The sequence below is a fragment of the Streptomyces sp. NPDC013317 genome (assembly GCF_055563155.1).
Map to the genome: position 1 here is coordinate 25,330 of NZ_JBVHDX010000003.1, position 15,529 is coordinate 40,858.

Annotated in this window: 11 protein-coding genes and 4 pseudogenes; 10 read left to right on the plus strand and 5 right to left on the minus strand. The window is 67.9% G+C overall.

Annotated elements, in window-relative coordinates; translation table 11 throughout:
• The first annotated feature begins 344 nt into the window (after positions 1-344).
• Both ACZ3IJ_RS08875 and ACZ3IJ_RS08880 read left to right on the plus strand, forming a co-directional pair.
• Positions 345-3,626, plus strand: coding sequence for a DNRLRE domain-containing protein (locus ACZ3IJ_RS08875; protein WP_467466989.1), 3,282 nt, complete (start codon positions 345-347; stop codon positions 3,624-3,626).
• A gap of 260 nt (positions 3,627-3,886) precedes the next feature.
• Positions 3,887-5,096 (plus strand): annotated as a pseudogene (locus tag ACZ3IJ_RS08880) (IS110 family RNA-guided transposase).
• Here the strand turns inward: ACZ3IJ_RS08880 and ACZ3IJ_RS08885 are convergent.
• Positions 5,093-5,275, minus strand: a pseudogene (locus ACZ3IJ_RS08885) (hypothetical protein); the annotation flags it as partial. The pseudogenes ACZ3IJ_RS08880 and ACZ3IJ_RS08885 overlap by 4 nt on opposite strands.
• A gap of 29 nt (positions 5,276-5,304) precedes the next feature.
• A pseudogene (locus ACZ3IJ_RS08890) lies at positions 5,305-5,511 on the minus strand (ankyrin repeat domain-containing protein); the annotation flags it as partial.
• 636 nt (positions 5,512-6,147) lie between these two features.
• Here ACZ3IJ_RS08890 and ACZ3IJ_RS08895 point away from each other — a divergent pair.
• A complete protein-coding gene (locus ACZ3IJ_RS08895) occupies positions 6,148-6,525 on the plus strand; it encodes a hypothetical protein (protein ID WP_467466990.1) in 378 nt (125 codons plus the stop codon).
• 321 nt (positions 6,526-6,846) lie between these two features.
• Here ACZ3IJ_RS08895 and ACZ3IJ_RS08900 read toward each other — a convergent pair whose 3' ends face one another.
• On the minus strand, positions 6,847-7,161 hold the full coding sequence (locus ACZ3IJ_RS08900; protein WP_467466992.1) for a hypothetical protein: 315 nt from the start codon (positions 7,159-7,161) through the stop codon (positions 6,847-6,849).
• 366 nt (positions 7,162-7,527) lie between these two features.
• Here ACZ3IJ_RS08900 and ACZ3IJ_RS08905 point away from each other — a divergent pair, with 366 nt between their 5' ends.
• From ACZ3IJ_RS08905 to ACZ3IJ_RS08920, 4 genes are all read left to right on the plus strand, one after another.
• On the plus strand, positions 7,528-8,610 hold the full coding sequence (locus ACZ3IJ_RS08905) for a hypothetical protein (RefSeq protein WP_467466993.1): 1,083 nt from the start codon (positions 7,528-7,530) through the stop codon (positions 8,608-8,610).
• A gap of 381 nt (positions 8,611-8,991) precedes the next feature.
• The gene (locus tag ACZ3IJ_RS08910; protein ID WP_467466994.1) at positions 8,992-9,330 is read left to right on the plus strand and encodes a DUF6233 domain-containing protein; all 339 of its coding nucleotides are present in this window, start codon (positions 8,992-8,994) and stop codon (positions 9,328-9,330) included.
• Between the two features lie 174 nt (positions 9,331-9,504).
• Complete coding sequence (locus ACZ3IJ_RS08915; protein WP_467466995.1) at positions 9,505-9,804, plus strand: hypothetical protein; 300 nt, start codon at positions 9,505-9,507, stop codon at positions 9,802-9,804.
• 254 nt (positions 9,805-10,058) lie between these two features.
• Positions 10,059-10,211, plus strand: a complete 153-nt coding sequence (locus ACZ3IJ_RS08920; RefSeq protein WP_467467651.1) for a DUF6233 domain-containing protein — start codon at positions 10,059-10,061, stop codon at positions 10,209-10,211.
• 122 nt (positions 10,212-10,333) lie between these two features.
• On the opposite strand, the gene ACZ3IJ_RS08925 is transcribed toward ACZ3IJ_RS08920, so the two are convergent.
• Entirely contained in the window at positions 10,334-10,813 is a 480-nt protein-coding gene (locus tag ACZ3IJ_RS08925; RefSeq protein WP_467467652.1) for a lamin tail domain-containing protein, read from the minus strand.
• Between the two features lie 151 nt (positions 10,814-10,964).
• Between ACZ3IJ_RS08925 and ACZ3IJ_RS08930 the strand changes: the two genes are divergently transcribed.
• Both ACZ3IJ_RS08930 and ACZ3IJ_RS08935 read left to right on the plus strand, forming a co-directional pair.
• Positions 10,965-11,267: a hypothetical protein gene (locus tag ACZ3IJ_RS08930; RefSeq protein WP_467466996.1), complete on the plus strand. Its 303-nt coding sequence runs from the start codon at positions 10,965-10,967 to the stop codon at positions 11,265-11,267.
• Positions 11,268-11,453: 186 nt separating this feature from the next.
• Complete coding sequence (locus ACZ3IJ_RS08935) at positions 11,454-11,600, plus strand: hypothetical protein (RefSeq protein WP_467466997.1); 147 nt, start codon at positions 11,454-11,456, stop codon at positions 11,598-11,600.
• Positions 11,601-11,743: 143 nt separating this feature from the next.
• Here ACZ3IJ_RS08935 and ACZ3IJ_RS08940 read toward each other — a convergent pair.
• Positions 11,744-12,693, minus strand: a pseudogene (locus ACZ3IJ_RS08940) (ADP-ribosylglycohydrolase family protein).
• Positions 12,694-13,306: 613 nt separating this feature from the next.
• On the opposite strand from ACZ3IJ_RS08940, the gene ACZ3IJ_RS08945 reads away from it, so the two are divergent.
• Positions 13,307-15,370, plus strand: coding sequence for a PP2C family protein-serine/threonine phosphatase (locus tag ACZ3IJ_RS08945; RefSeq protein WP_467466998.1), 2,064 nt, complete (start codon positions 13,307-13,309; stop codon positions 15,368-15,370).
• Positions 15,371-15,529: the final 159 nt, after the last annotated feature.

Genomic DNA, 15,529 nt, shown 5'->3' on the forward strand with positions numbered 1-15,529 from the left:
CAGGATCGTCAATCTAGAAGATTGACTGCCACATGACGATAGATCAGGTAAATGCATCATGAACCGCTTAAACGGCTGACTGCTTACTAGGTGGGGCAAAGGAGATTTCACTTTGCCCTGTATGGGCCCATTGCCCCCCGTTTGACCTGCGGCTTCCCCGCAGCGAAACGAGATCTCCTGCCGGGAACACGCTTCCCGGCAGGGGCTGGTTCCATTCCCACCTGTGAAGTCGAGCGGTGACGAAACCGTGAAGATGAGGCATGCTCTGCTGCGCACACGCGTGCGCGCAGCAGGAATTCCGCGGGTCGCCCTCACACCAGGCACCCGAGGGGGGAAAGGAACTCATGGACGCCTCTACATCACCGGAAACAGGTGCGGACCAGGCATCCGCATCCGAAGAGGCACCGGGGAACCTCACTGCCGCCGAGAACAGGGCGGCGCGCCGCCGGCGCCGCTACGCCGCCGTATCCGCGGTGCTGGCGGCCGCCGTCGCGCTGCCGCTGGCCGTCCACCTCACGCAGGGCAGTTCAGCGCCCGAGCGCCCCTCAGCGGAGCGCAGAAACCCGGCGGATGCGCTGAGCGCTACCGAGGCGCGGCAGGAGGCGAAGCGGACCGGGAAGGACGTGGAAGTCACCGCCGAGCGCACGGCGCATTCCACCGTGTGGGCCCAGCCCGACGGCCTGATGCGTATCCGGACTCACAGCGACACGATCCGCGCCAAGGTCGGCGGCGAGTGGAAGAAGATCGATACCAGCCTCAAGCGGGTGGACGGCGGCTACGCGCCCGTCGCCGTGAACGACCCGCTGCTGTTCAGCGCCGGCAGCCCCGGAACGACTCACAGCCAGAAGCGCGCATCACGGTCAGTGCACCGCCCCCATCTCCCCTCGGCCGTCACCGCCGACGATGGGCGCACCTGGACCGAACTCGTACGGCTCACCGTGGAAAGTCACGAGCTCGTCGTCAGCTGGCCCGGCCCGCTGCCCGCCCCCGTCGTCGACGGCCCGAGGGCCCTGTACGAGAACGTGCGCCCCGGGATCGACCTGCTCCTGACAGCCCGCGACAGCGGCTACTCCCACGTCCTGATCGTCCACACCGAGCAGGCTGCCAAGGACCCGCTGCTCGCCGACCTCGACTACCGCCTGACCTCCCCCACCCTGGCTTTCAAACTGAACGACCAGTCCAATGTCGTCACCGCGCTCGACAACAGCGGCAAGGAGTTGGCGACCTCTCCGACGCCCTACCTGTGGGACTCCGCGGGCACCGTCAGAGCCACGGTTGGCGAGGAGGCACCGGAGCTCGGCCCTGCGCTCGGTGACACCGCGCTGGCCCTGCCCGGTCTCGCCGGGCCCCAGCCCGGCAGTCACGACAGCGTTCTCGACGCCGACCTTGCCCCGGACGGCGTCCTCGACCTCGCTGTAGACACCAAGGCCCTCGCCGACCCCGACATGGTGTACCCGGTCTTCATCGACCCGTCGTTCAAGGGCCGCAAGAGGAACTGGACCCTGCTCTACCAGAAGTACGGCAGCTCGAGCTTCTACAACGGCCAGAACTTCAACGACGGCACCAACGAAGCACGTGTCGGCTACGAATCGGATACGAGCGGGCTGTCCCGCTCCGTGTTCACCTTCGAGGACACCGAACTGCTGAGGAACGCAACCGTCAAGGACTCGAGGCTCCAGATCCTGCAGACGTACTCTTGGGGCTGCTCGCCGCGTCAGTACAACGTCCATCTCACGCCCCAGATCTCCTCCGCCACGACCTTCAACAACTTCCCCCTCTCCGGCTGGGGCAGCCCCATCGGCAGCGAGACCAGCGGATGGGGCTACAAGTCCGGCTCGTGCCCCGACAAGTGGCGCGCGATCCCCATCGACTCCGCCGTCCAGAAAGCCGCCACGAACGGATGGCCCACCATCACCCTCGGCCTCAAGGCTGCGGACGAGGGCAGCACGGCAGCCTGGAAGAAGTTCATGGCCAACGGTGAGACCTCGCCGTACATCGAGACCACTTTCAACCACAGGCCCGATGAGCCCAAACAGTCGGAGATGGTGCTGATCCCCGGCAACCACGCCTGCGACCTCAGCGAGCCCTACATCTCCATGGGCAAGACCAACCTGACGTTCAAGGTCACCGGACGGGACCAGGACGAGGACCTGAAGTCCATCCACCTCAAGATCTGGCCCACCGGCGACATCGCGAACACCATCGTGGACAAGGAGTACGCACCGGCCAGCGACGGAGTCATCGCCCCCACCGTCTCATGGGGAGAATTCACTCACGGCAAGACCTACTCCTGGTCCGCCCGCACCATCGACTCCATGGGCTCCGCATCGATCTTCGGCCCCTCAGGCACCGGCCTGTACTGCCAGTTCACGGTCGACCACACCGCACCCAACAGCCCTGTCGTCACCTCCGTCGGAGACGTGTTCCCCCCGCCCGGCGATGACAAGAACCAGTGGAGCACTGTCGAGTTCGGGGCCAGCGGCGACTTCACGTTCCGCACCGACACCTACGACGGCGACGACAAGATCGTTTCGGACGCCAGCGTGAAGCAGTTCAAGTACGCCCTGAACACGACCAACCATGCCACCAACCCTCCCTTGCCGACCGTCCTGGGATACGCGGTCACCAAAATCCTCAAGCCGCCCATGGCTGGTCTCAACACCCTCTACGTCTGGGCCGTCGACTCGGCCGGCAACCACTCCCAGCCAGCGAAGTACGAGTTCTACGTCACCCCGCGCAAGACACTCGATCCGCCCGGCGACGTCACCGGCGACAGCGCGCCCGACCTCCTGGCCATCGACGCCACCGGCAACCTCCGCAGCTACCCCGCAGAGCCGGCCGGCAACGTCAATGTCCACATGCCAGGCGCCTACAACGCCCAAGGCCCCCTCGACGACGGCTACTGGACGGCCACAACCGGCAAGCCGCCGGTACTCCTCAGCCACGCGACAGACTGGTACCCCGGAGACGGAGTCAACGACCTCCTCGCCCGCATGCCGGACGGCAAGCTCTACCTGTACCCCGGCGACGGATTCGGCACCTTCAACACCGACGAACGCCTCGACATACTCCTGCCCGCAAGCGCCCCGAGCCCGACCACCCTCACCCAGCTCACCGTGACCGGCGACATCACCGGCGACGGGATGCCCGACGCCTTCGCCCGCGCCGGAGGACAGCTGTGGGCCTTCACCGGATACACCGGCGGCAGCTTCACCGACGCCCGACTGCTCGCAGGCAGCGGCTGGGACACCCGGGACATCATCACCGTCAGCGACTACACCAAGGACGGCATCGCCGACCTCGTCTTCCGCAGCGCGGAAGCCGAACGAGGCCTCCTGCTCCGTCACGGCAAGGCAGCCACAGGAGGCGGCGTCGACCTGAACTCGCTCGCCCTCGCCGCTAACTCAGGCACCGGCAGGGACGAGGTCTACGGAACCACCGGATGGAGCCGTACCAACATCCCGGTAATCCAGGGAACCCCCGACGCCAATAGCGACGGAATCCCCGACTTCTGGGCCGTCATGGCCAACGGCACCCTCCGCTTCTACGCCGGAGGCACCAGCTCCCACGGCACCCAGACCACCGTCGGCGAATCAGGCTGGACCACCCTCCTCACCCTCGGATAACGCACCAGCCTCCACCACCATCCCCCCGTTACCTTTTTCGTGGCTCCGCAATGGGGCCTCCGGCCTTCGGGTCCGGCATGACTTCCCCCCCTTGTTGTTCATGATCCGGGGGGGTGTCACCGGGTCCGGAGGCATCGACGGACCGCTGATGAGGGGCTTGAGCACCGGCTTCACCCGAGCCGGAAGACTCTCCGTAACGTGGATGTGGCAGCTCGGTGCCCAGGCAAGGCCGGACGAAAGCGTGATGGAGGGGCCTGCACGTGATCGACACCGGCGACATCGACGTCTTCCTCGGCCTAAACGTCGGCAAAGGCGAACACCACGCCACCGCCGTCACCCCGGCCGGCAAGAAGGCGTTCGACAAGCGCCTGCCCAACACCGAGCCCAAGCTCCGCGAACTCTTCGCGAAACTCCAGGCCAAGCGCGGGACAGTTCTGGTCGTGGTCGACCAACCGGCCTCGATCGGCGCCCTGCCACTCGCGGTCGCACGGGACATGGGCTGCCCGGTCGCTTATTTCCCGGGGCTGACGATGCGCCGGATCGCCGACCTCTACCCCCCGGTGAGGCCAAGACGGACGCGAAGGACGCGTCCATCTCCGCCGACGCCGCCCGGGCGATGCCGCACACGCTGAGGGCGATCGACGGCGAGGACGAGACGATCGCCGAGCTGGAGATGATCGTCGGCTTCCACGACGACCTGGCCGGCGAAGCCACCCGGGTCGCCAGCCGGCTCCACGGCCTGCTGACCCAGATCCACCCCTCACTGGAACGGGTTCTGGGACCGCGGTTGCAGCATCCGGCCGTCCTCACACTGCTGGAACGGTTCGGGTCCCCCGCCCAGATACGCAAGGCGGCCGTCGGCGGCTGGTCACCCTGCTGCGGCCGAAGGCGCCGAGGATGGCCGAGCGGCTGGTCGAGGAGAATCTTCGCCGCGCTGGACGAACAGACCGTGACGGTCCCAGGGACCGAGGCGGCCGCGCTGATCGTCCCGAGCCTTGCCGCCTCGCTGACGGCCGTCGTCGACCAGCGCAAGCTGCTGGCCGGGCGGATCGAGGAACTGCTGGAGGCACACCCTCTTTCGAAAGTCCTGACCTCGATGCCGGGAGTCGGCGTCAGGACCGGAGCCCGCATCCTGATCGAGGTCGGCGACGGAAGCACCTTCCCGACCGCCGGCCACCTGGCCGCTTACGCCGGTCTCGCCCCGGCGACCCGGAGCTCAGGCTCATCGATCCGAGGTGAACAGCCCTCCAGGAGAGGAAACTAGCAGCTCAAACGGGCCTTCTCTCCGCGTTCGCCGCCCTGGGCGACCCGGCATCACGCACCTACTACGACAAGAAGATCGCCCAGGGAAAGCACCACGCCCAGGCCCTGCTCTGCCTCGCCCGACGACGAGCCGACGTCCTCTTCGCCATGCTCCGCGACGGAACCTTCTACGAACCCCGGCCAGCCGTCCCGGGCAGCGGAGCCTAGGACGGAGTCCCGTCCCCTGCCGGAAAATGGGCAGCCACGTCATAGTTGGCGATCCGTCCCGCCAGCGCTCGCGGGCTCACGCCATGGCCGTTGGCCCGGTCAGGGTCGGCACCGGCTTCCAGCAGCAGCCGGATCGTCGCACCCTCGCCCTGCGAACAGAACACGGCCCTCCACAGCGGCGTACTGCCATGACCGTCGCAGCATCAACCGGCCCACCCGCAGCCAACAGGACCTCGATGGCTGATGGAGCCTGGGCCTGAGCCGCGAAATGCAGCGGTGTCCAGCCCGCATCGTCAGCTGCCTCCACGGCGGCGCCTCCGGCCAAGAGCACCCTCAGGCCATCCGCATCTCCATCGGCAGCCGCATAGTGCACCGCCGCCCGCCCCAACCGATCCCGATCCGTCATGCCGACCATCCTCACCCGGCTTGACCAAACAGATAGGGGCACCCCCCCTGTAACAGGCAGCACCCACCCACCTATTCGCAGACCACGAAGGAGGTACAGCGACGACGGATACAACGGCGGCAGAGGCGATCGTCCTCGAGCAGGCCGCGCCGCCCGTGGAGAAGGAACCGTCTTCAAGCCCACTCAGGTGGGCGATGTGAACGTCAACCCTGACGGCGCCGCTTCCACCAGGCGGCGGGGTGGCGGTGGACAGCTCGATGCCCTCGGCGGCCAACTGCTCCAGGGCGTAGGCGAGGAGGCCCTCGCCGGCGGCGGCACGCTCGCGGGCGGACGAGCGCAGCTGCAGTTTGGCCTGCCAGGCTCGGGAACGCGCCCACCGCGCCCTTGTTGCAGTGGGTCACCGTCGGCGCTGTAATGGGAATACATCGTGCACAGAACAATCCGGCCCGTTCAGCAGCCACATACCTCGCAGCCGCAACGAATCGCAGGAGACACGATGCCCACTCAATCCAATTGGCGCCGTTGCGAAAGATGCTTTGCACTCTTCTTCAACGGCCATCCCGGCCCTCCCGGAAAGTGCATCGATACACCACTCATAAACGGGGAGCACAAGCAGCACGTATTGGACATTCCAAAGACTACAACATGATTTATGACAGCATCGGGCCAGCGCTTGTTGTGCCCTATGAGCCGAATTGGCGGAACTGCCACAAGTGCCAAGCGATGTACTACGCAGGTCGCACCAGCCACGGCGTCTGCCCGGGCCCTTACACCGAAGGGGTCGGGTCAGGGCACTACGGGGGCGAGAGAGGGGACGGGACTTTCCCGCCGGGCACCTTCGACTTCTTCTTGCCGACCAAGGACTCGTTCACTGGCTATCGGGAGAGCGGCTGGCGCGTGTGCGGGAACTGCCTGGCCCTGGTTTATGACGGTGACTCCAAAAAGGGGCGCTGCCCTGCGGCAGAAAGCGGCAACCACGTCATCAGCAGCACATTCAACTTCGTCTTGCTTTACGGGGTGTGACCCTTGTCCTTGGAGCCGGGGCCCGAGGTGGCTAATTATGCGGTTGGCCGCGAACTTCGAGATTCCGAAAATTTCACGCGAGCGTCCCGGATTGTGTGACGAGTCAACATCGGCGCTACCCAGCAGTGCGGGGGGCGCATGCGGCCTGCTCCATCCCCGGGTGTTCACGGAGGAACCGAGCGAGAGCAGCCTCATTGACCGCCGCATCCATCACACACATCTCGACTGCCCCTGCTCAACATCGCCCGAACGGCTCGCGAGACCCTTGCTGGATCTGGGTCGAACGCAAAGCACCAGACCAGTGGCTGCCACCTTCCGCCCTCAGAGAGCGTTTGCGCTCGTCGGGATGACGTCGACGATCTCCAGGTACCTCTGCCTCCTGTACTGAAGGACCCGATCGTGATCCAGGGGTGCAACGACGCCGGAGTTGCCGGTCGGTTCGCTCTTGGCGAGGGCCCGCAAGGCCGCTTCGGCTTTCTCATGAGCCAGGTGGTAAGTCCGAGCGCGCTGCCCCGCCAGCTCCTCCAGAGCAGCCCAAGGGACTGACACCCCTCCTACGTCCGCTGTTTTGATGGCCCGAAGGAGTTCGGCCTTGGGACTCTGCAGCTCGAAGCCCCTCAGGATGTTCGTGTCCAAGATGATCAAGGTGGGGTGCTCCGTCTCCCTCGAATCCGAGTCGTACGGTCACACCCTCTCAAGTTCTGATCACCGAATGAGGGGCCTCAAGGCTACGACTCCCTCGGTCAGCACCTTGCCAGCACGAACACGTGCCGACCACGGTGTGCTCCGGGCCGGGATCATAGATCACGGCCTCGTAACCCTCGTCGGTGTTCAACTGGACCAGGTGCAACGGCTCTTCGTCGCCGGGCTTCGGGTCATCCGTCACCCAACCAGGGTTGGGCGCGCTGCTGACGCCCCATCCGGGAAAACCGGGGCATCGCGCGCGGAGCTTGCGGTACGTTGGTCTCTTCGCCGACGGGCGGAGTCCCGTAGGAGCACTCCATGGCCTCACATCCGCTCGGCCTTTTCCCCGCCCACGACGCGGATCGTCATGGCAAGGGCAAACAGAAGATGCACGGCCTCGCCTTGTACATCACCCACGTCTGGGAAGCCGCTGCGACGACCGACACATCCCTGTGCCGTGTTCACGGCATGGAGGTGGACACCGAGCGCATCGCCCTTGAGGTCGCCCTGGCGCTCGCTGCCATCCGCACCCTAGATCGAGACGTCATCTGTCTCAGCCAGACAGCCGCCGAACAGACCCGGTACCTCGACTTCCAGAAAGACGATCCGCAGGGACGCGCGGTCCGCGGCCTTCTGATCCTGCGCAACGCCGACACCCACGTGCCCGCCACAATCGAAGTCCCGGCGGACCGTGTTGTCGGCGGTGTCGGCCTCGGCTACCGCGTCATGCCCCGATGGCTCTCGTTCGACGATCTGCCGGACGCCATCCGCAACAACCCCAAGAACAACCCCGGCGCCGTCCAGGCATACAAGGACGCGGTCGGTGGCCAGCTCGTCATGGACACCCTCCTCGACGCCTTCGCCTTCATCGACCGATGCGACCCCACCTTGGCGCGCCGGGTCCGGGGAACTGACGACCTTGAGTACTTTCCGCTGCACGACTACACCACGCACGACTACGACCGGCTCCACCCCGATCAGCCCAGCCGGCCGCAGCTCGACGCTGAAATCCGCCGGCTCACCCAAGAGACCCCGCCCTACGGCACCGGCCGGGAGATTCTCCACAGCTTCAACCGCGACGGTCAGGAAGTCTACTGCGGGAGCACGATCCGCCACGACATCCGCACGGCCTTCGTCGAGCCAGGCATGCAAGTCACACGGGATATACGCGCTGGGTTTCCGTACTCCGTCATCACCGCCGACGGCACCCAGCACGACGTCACCGTCGACGAGGAAGGTCACCTGACTGCTGCCGGCTCGCCGCTCGCCGGCGTGCCGCTACAGACTCCACGCAACCACTGCCGCCCTGAGGTTTGCGAAGGCTGGTGGGAGCTGACAACCAGCGACGCCTCCCTGTACCGCCAGCAGCGGCACCTCCACGAGGCGATTCGCGACTTGTAGGGCTTCGGGTGCTGTCAGCGCCAAGGGTGAGAGGCGGGCGCCGGCCGTCGCGGGGTGGCTACGCGGCAACTTCTGCGTCGTCCACATCAGAGGCATCGACACACCTACGAGCCGCGTCTGGCTGCCACGCCGCCTCGGCAGCCAGGACCACGACGGTTCCACGGAAATTTCCTCGCGGCTTCCCTTCGCTCGATTCAGTGATGGCGCCACACCTGTTGCACCAGATAGCGTCAGAGACACCGGTGCTGAGCTGTGCTGACGCATCCATCACCGACCTGCGCCACACCATCAGTCTGAGAGAAGCCCCTGTGTCAGACGCACCAGGCTGAGGTCGCCGAGCTGCAGACGCCCAAGCGGCACGCCGAATCGGCGTGATGCCGCATGTCCGAGCTCCCGCCTGACCTGCCACGGCTCCGGACCCTGGAGCACTGGCTGGTGCTGTCGCTGGACCGGGTCCGTCGCCGGATCACCGAGCTGGAGACCCGCGAGCGAGTGATGAGGCCGGTCCGGACCCTGCCGGAACGGCCGGGCTGGGTGATGTCCTACCTCCGCGTGGGCGGACGCCCCGTCGCCGACAGCGTCCACATCGGCGACTGCGCGCTCGCCGGCCCGCAGAAACGGCCCCTCGGCCGGGAGCAGGCCCGGGAAGCGATGACCAGCGGCGGGATACGGGCCTGCGAGGTCTGCCGACCCGACTCCGACCTCGGCATCCTCGACTGACACCCGGCGCCCCGCGGCATCTAGACAGGCCGCGGGGCGCCGTCGGGCCGGGTCAGCGGCGAGGTCGGCATCGACAAGCCGCTGGCGCGCCCGGGCGGGCGGCCGAGGTCGAGTTCCCCCAGGGTTGTTCGGATCTTCGTCCAGAGGTTCCGGGCAGGCGGTACCGTGCCCGCCGTGGACATACCCGACTGGCTGGTCTGGCTCGCCCTCGTCCTGATCGCCTTCCAGGGCCTCAGCCTCGTGCCGGTCATTCGCCGGTACCGCAGCCCCGACCCCGCAGTGCGCTCCGCAGCGCGTCTCGACCTGCTGGATACCGTTGGCGGTCTACTGATCTTCGTCAGTCTGCTGATGAGTCTTGTGGTGGCGGAATTCTGGGTCTGGGTCGGCCTAGCCGGATTCGCGCTCGTGATCGCGGTGTACGCCGTGAAGGGCGTTCGCCTGCTCCGCGCCCGTCGGCACGGCCCCACAGCCTGATCCGAAGACACCCTCTACGCGGACTTCCTCAGCCGGGAAGTGGCCGCCTTCTTCACCACGGTCTTCTTAGCCGGGGGCCTCTTCGACCCGGTCTTCTTTGCCGCGGTGTTCTTGGGCCTCGGCATCCCGTGCACGGTCGCCTCGCCTCCGCTGGCCGGGCCTTCGCCGCGGCGCTCGCGCGCGTCCGCGACGGACTTCGCTGGCAACCGGGGTGAACGCCTGCGTGCCTGTCCACCGAACAGGGCCTAGCCTGCCTGGTCGAGCGTGACTTCGATGTCGACTGCGCGCTCACCGGCCCACAGGAACGGCCTCTCGGCCGGGAGCAGGCCCGCGAGGCGATGACCGGCGGCGGGATACGGGCTTGCGAAATCTGCCGACCCGACTCCGAGCTCGGCATCCTCGACTGAGCTCACAGCCTGGGCAGACGTGTGCGCCGGGCAAGGGGGCCTGCCCGGCGCACGATCCGTGGGGGGGGGCGGCCGCCCCTGCTGTTCGCCCTGGGGGAGCGGGGACGGCCGACGGTCAGGGGTTAGCGGCGGCGGTGCCGGTTCCAGGACTCGGTGTCGACGGTGTGGCCGTGGCGGTCCTTGAGGGTGGCCTTGTCGCAGTCGTTGTTCCAGACGTGGTTGCGGCGGTCCTGGTACAGGTCGGTGCGGGTGTCGCGGCCCTCGCAGGTGTGGATGCGGACGGTGGCGCGGCCGGCGAGGCGGTAGTCGTTGAAGCGGTAGCGGTGGCCGTCGTTGTCGCCCAGGGTCCAGCCGTCCAGGTTCACCGAGTGGCGGGTGGTGTTGGAGATCTCGATCCGCTCGCCGTTCAGCGACCGGTTGGACCGGTCGTCGCGTCCGGGGCTGTCGGCCTGGGACCTTGCTGATCTCCACCTTCGGGGCCCGCTGGCGGCGGTCGCCGTCGTGGGGGGGCGGCCGGCAGGGCGACGGCGGAGACGATCGCGCCGGCCGCGAGGGCAGTGGCGGCCATACGACGAGCGGTCGAAGAAGCAGACATATGTGATGTCCCCTCAAGGTCAGAGCAGCCGAGCTGGCCGCCGTCCCCAACGTCTCCGACGACGAACACGACCGGGACAAGGAGACACGCCGGGCCCCCTCCACCGTCCCGCGGGGCCGTGACGCGATCGATCTCGAGCCCTGGGGGCTCCCTACGTCGTGCAGGACGATCAGGAGGACCCGAAGCCGGCTCAGACCCGAGGGCCGCTGGTCTGCCGTGAGGAGGGCTTCGTCGTCTCGGCGGGCGTCCCGGGCACGGTGCTGATGCACGCGGAGGACGCCCCCGACCTTCAACCGCTGCCCAACTGGGAGAACAGCACCGGCTGCTGCGGGCCGACCGGCAACGAAGGACTCAACCGAGCCTGTCCCTGCGGCGCCGGCGTCGCAACGCTCGCGGCAGACTGCTTCGGGCCCCACGAACTGCGCCTCGACCCCGTCCGAACCTACGCGTTCTCGCATTAGGCCCGCGTAAACGGCCCATCCCGGAGCGCGACACGCCCGGGACGGCCTGTCACCCGGCCGCTTCACGACTACTTTCCGTCGCGAACGCACTTCGCGGACGAGTTCAGCGTCGAGTTGGGCTCGTTCGGATAAGCCTGCGCCCGCTGTTCCCTACTTCGCCCCGACCCAACTCAACGCGGTCGGCTGGTGGAGATCCGGGACAACCTCGTTGACCGCATCGCCGAGGCGGAAAGGGAGGGCTGGCTCGGCGAGATTGAAGGGCTCCGCGTCAGCCTGGACGGCGCCGAGTCAAAGATCAGCCAGATGGACACGCGCCTCGCGGCGGACTGGTGAACCTCGGCCTGCCCGCTCTGCGGATGGAACGACGACATGCAACCACGTAGGGCGCCCTACCAGCGTCTTGTCCAATTGCTGGAGCATCGGCAGCTCACTCAGCAGGCACTCCTCCTGAGCCCCGTCGGCATGTATGGGGGCTATCACCCCCGTCGCATCGACAGCCCCTCTCCGAGGCGGTGTGCAAGGTGGAGCAGGTCGGGCAGGTACAGCACACGTCCGTCGAATCCTGGGAGGGGGATATGGAGCGGCTTGGTCCAGCGGACGGGGATCGCATCCAGCCCGTAATACGCCCCCGCGAGGCCTCCGGTCACTGCGGCGACGGTGTCCGTGTCACCGCCTAGGTCGATCGCCGCGCGTATCGCGTCTTCGAAGCTATCGGTGGTGCGCAGGGCCCAGACGGCGGATCCCAGACCGGGCCAGACGGCACCGTTGAACTCGGTCGCCTCATCGGGGTGCCAGTCGGGCGCGAGGACGGTGTCGTAGCGGTCGCGGTGGTCGGAGTGAACTAGATCCAAGATGTCCGGGAGTGCCGCGAGGGGTCAGTGTCCTCGAACGTGACTCGAATGAGCTCATGGAAGATCGCGGTGCCTTCCCAGGCCGCGCGGTCCCCGTGGGTGAGGGCAGAGATACTGCGGGCCGCGTCCATGGTGGCCTCTTGGCCGGCAGCCGCGAAGTGGACTGCGGAGGTCGACGCGCGCATCAAGGAGCCGTTTCCCGCTGCTCGTTGGTTGACCTGGAAGTGGATCGCGGCGGCGAGGTCCCAGGGCATGCCGTTGGTCAGGACGTCTTCGGTCTGCAAGCCGATGTCCTTGGGCTGTGAGGCTGCCCACCGCTGGAAGCGGGCGAAAATGTCCGGCAGATCCAGTCCGCCCCGCTCCAGCAGCGACTCCGCGACCAGGACGGCCATCTGCGTGTCGTCGGTGGCCTCGCCGGGGTCCCAGCCACCGCCTCCGCACATCTCGCCACCGGCACCAGGAGCGGGAAACCGCGCGGAGAATGCGCCTTGGGGACCGAACTCGAACGGGCCGCCCAGAGCGTCACCCACCGCTGAGCCGACGACCGCGCCGGCGGCCCGCTGAATCCGCTTCATTCCCGCAGGTTATCTTCGTTACGCCGACGGCCGCACAGGCCCTTTCCTTGGTCTGGCTCCCGAACCAGATCGTCGCCCGCACAAGCGACGTGAAGGAGCTCTGAGCCCTGAAGGGGCCGACGACCGATCCTCCGGTGTCGGCCGCCTCCCATGGTTCAGAGAAGTGACCAGCCCAAAACTCACGGCTCCGGACCACATCGGCCGGCGGGCATGCGTACCTCCAGGCCCCCCCTTGCGGTCGGACACCCGGCTAAGCACGGCGCCGCTGTGATCGCATGCCCCGGATGCCATGCGTGGGGCTTGGTGCCCTGCAGGGTTCGGCGGCCGCGCCGCGTTTCGGGCTGGCTACTGGGCGGAGGGGCGATTCGGAGCAGTTGTTGGTGCGACCGCCGGCCTCGCCCAAGGCCGGGATGACTGCGACCTGGCGCGGGGGCGCGCGAGGCTTGCTGCGGTGCACGGGTGGGTGTGGGGGGACCATGGGTATGTGCGTAATGAACCAGGGCGTGGCCGGGGAGGGCCGACCGGACCTGCCGAGGACTTTGAGGGGGTTGATCAGAGGGCGCTCGGTGAGACTCTGGTGCAGGTCTGCGCGGCCGCGGGGGCGTCCATCGGCATGCTCTATTTGCCTGAGCCCGCCCGGCGTGTCCTGCATCTGGCGATGACCACCGGTCTGGCGCGTGAGTTCGCGCTGCCCTGGTCCCGAGTCGCTGTGGACGATTCCACCCCGGTGGCCGACGCGGTCCGCGAGAAGCGGTTCGTCTGGCTGGGCGGCCAGGAGGAGACGGCCCGGCGTTACCCGCGTCTCGGCCTCGTCCTGCCGTACGACTTCGCCCTCGCCGCCGCCCCGCTCGTCCCCGACCCGGCGCCCGAGGGGGCGGAGTCCATCGAGGCGGGTCTGGTCCTCCTGTGGCCCGGTTCCCACGCGCCCCACCTGACCGGCCTTGAACGCGAGGCCGTGGATTCGGCCTGCGGCCAGCTCGCGAACCATCTGCGCCGGGCCGCCGACGCAGGAAACCCAGTCCTTCCGCCGGCCTACCCGGTCATGCTGCGACCGCCTCCCCCTTCCACGCCCGGACCGGCGGAGGCGGCCGCTGCCATGGCCTTCATCCGCCGCCTGCCCGGTGGTAACTGTTCCCTCGACCTGAACGGCACGATCACCTTCATCACCGCCGAGGCGGCCGAGTTGCTGGGACAACCGGTCTCCCGGCTTCGGGGGACCATGCCTTGGGAAGCGCTGCCCTGGATGGACACCCCTGTGATCGAGGACCACTACCGGGCCGCGGCGATCAGCCGGCTGCCGCGTAGTTTCACCGCCGCCACCCCCGGGGGCCGCTACCTGCGCTTCGACCTCCACCCGGACGACACCGGGATCAGCGTCCGCATCACCCCTGTCATCTTCGACGAGCCCGTCCCGGCGCCCGCAGCGCCGGTGCCCACCCCTGAAGCGCCTTCGCCCAGCCGGGCCACCGCCCTCTACCAGCTCATGCACCTAGCGGCCGCCCTCACGGAGGCCGTCCATGCCCGTGACGTCGTCGACCAGGCGGCCGACCTGCTCGTCCCCGCGCTCGGCGCCCAGGCCCTGGCCCTCTTGGTGGCCGAGGAGCAGCGCCTGCGCATCGTCGGATTCCGCGGCTATACGGCCGAGCTCATGGCCCGCTACGACGGCATCCCGCTCAGCATCCACACGGCCAGCACCCATGGCCTGCGCACCGGCGAGCCGCTGTTCTTCGCGGACGCCGGCGAGCTCGCGGACGCCTTCCCGGCCGTCGTGATCGGCGACGGCATGGCGGCATGGGCCTTCCTGCCCCTCATCGCGTCCGGCCGGCCCATCGGCACCCTCATCCTGGCCTACGCCCGTCCCCGCCCGTTCGTCCCCGGCGAACGGGCGATCCTGACCTCCCTCGCCGGACTCATCGCCCAAGCCCTGGACCGCGCCCGCCTCTACGACTCCACCCACCAGCTCGCCCACAGCCTCCAGACCGGCCTGCTCCCGCACGCCCTGCCCGGCGTCCCGCACCTCGAAGTGGCCGCCCGCTACCTGCCGGCGGCACACGGGCTCGACATCGGCGGCGACTTCTACGACCTCATCCGGATCGACGACAACACCGTCGCAGCCGCCGTCGGCGACGTCCAAGGCCACAATGTGAACGCCGCCGCCCTCATGGGCCAGGTCCGCACAGCAGTCCACGCCAGCGCCGGAACACATCCGGCAGAGGTCCTCGCACGCACCAACCGACTCCTGACCGACCTCGAACCGGGACTGTTCACCAGCTGCGTGTACGCCCACATCGACCTCGCGGCCCGCACCGCCCACCTCGCCACGGCCGGCCACCCGCCCCCGCTCCTCCGCCACGCCCACCGCCCAGCGCAGACGCTGCACCTGCCGCCCGGACTGCTCCTCGGCATCGACCCGGACACCTCGTACACGGCCGTCGAGATCCCGTTCGAGCCCGGCACCTTGCTCACGCTGTACACCGACGGCTTGGTCGAAGTTCCCGGCGAGGACCTGGAGGACGGCATCGCGGCCGTCGCTGCCCGCATCACTGCGGCTCCGGAACACCACCCGGTGAACATGCTGGCGGACGACCTCGTCGGCCAGGCTCGCGGCGGAGCGCCCCGTACCGACGACATCGCCCTGCTCCTGCTGCGCTTCGCCCAAAAGGGACTGCATGCGTGACGGGGCCCGGAGCGATCCTTCTCGCGGGCTGCAGCTCGCCACCCAAGGCGGCTGACATCGGCGCCGAGCGGGACTGGAACATCAACTCCCGCCAGCAGTCCAACCTGTCCTCCGGCACGCAAGAGTGGCCGGGCCCGGCGCACCTAACGGCGGATCAGG

What these genes read in the sequence shown, in the direction of transcription:
- ACZ3IJ_RS08875 (WP_467466989.1), top strand. Translation starts at nt 345, where the DNA reads ATGGACGCCTCTACATCACCGGAAACAGGTGCGGACCAGGCATCCGCA.
- ACZ3IJ_RS08910 (WP_467466994.1), top strand. Translation starts at nt 8,992, where the DNA reads ATGTCCGAGCTCCCGCCTGACCTGCCACGGCTCCGGACCCTGGAGCAC.
- ACZ3IJ_RS08905 (WP_467466993.1), top strand. Translation starts at nt 7,528, where the DNA reads ATGGCCTCACATCCGCTCGGCCTTTTCCCCGCCCACGACGCGGATCGT.
- ACZ3IJ_RS08945 (WP_467466998.1), top strand. Translation starts at nt 13,307, where the DNA reads ATGCTCTATTTGCCTGAGCCCGCCCGGCGTGTCCTGCATCTGGCGATG.
- ACZ3IJ_RS08895 (WP_467466990.1), top strand. Translation starts at nt 6,148, where the DNA reads ATGATTTATGACAGCATCGGGCCAGCGCTTGTTGTGCCCTATGAGCCG.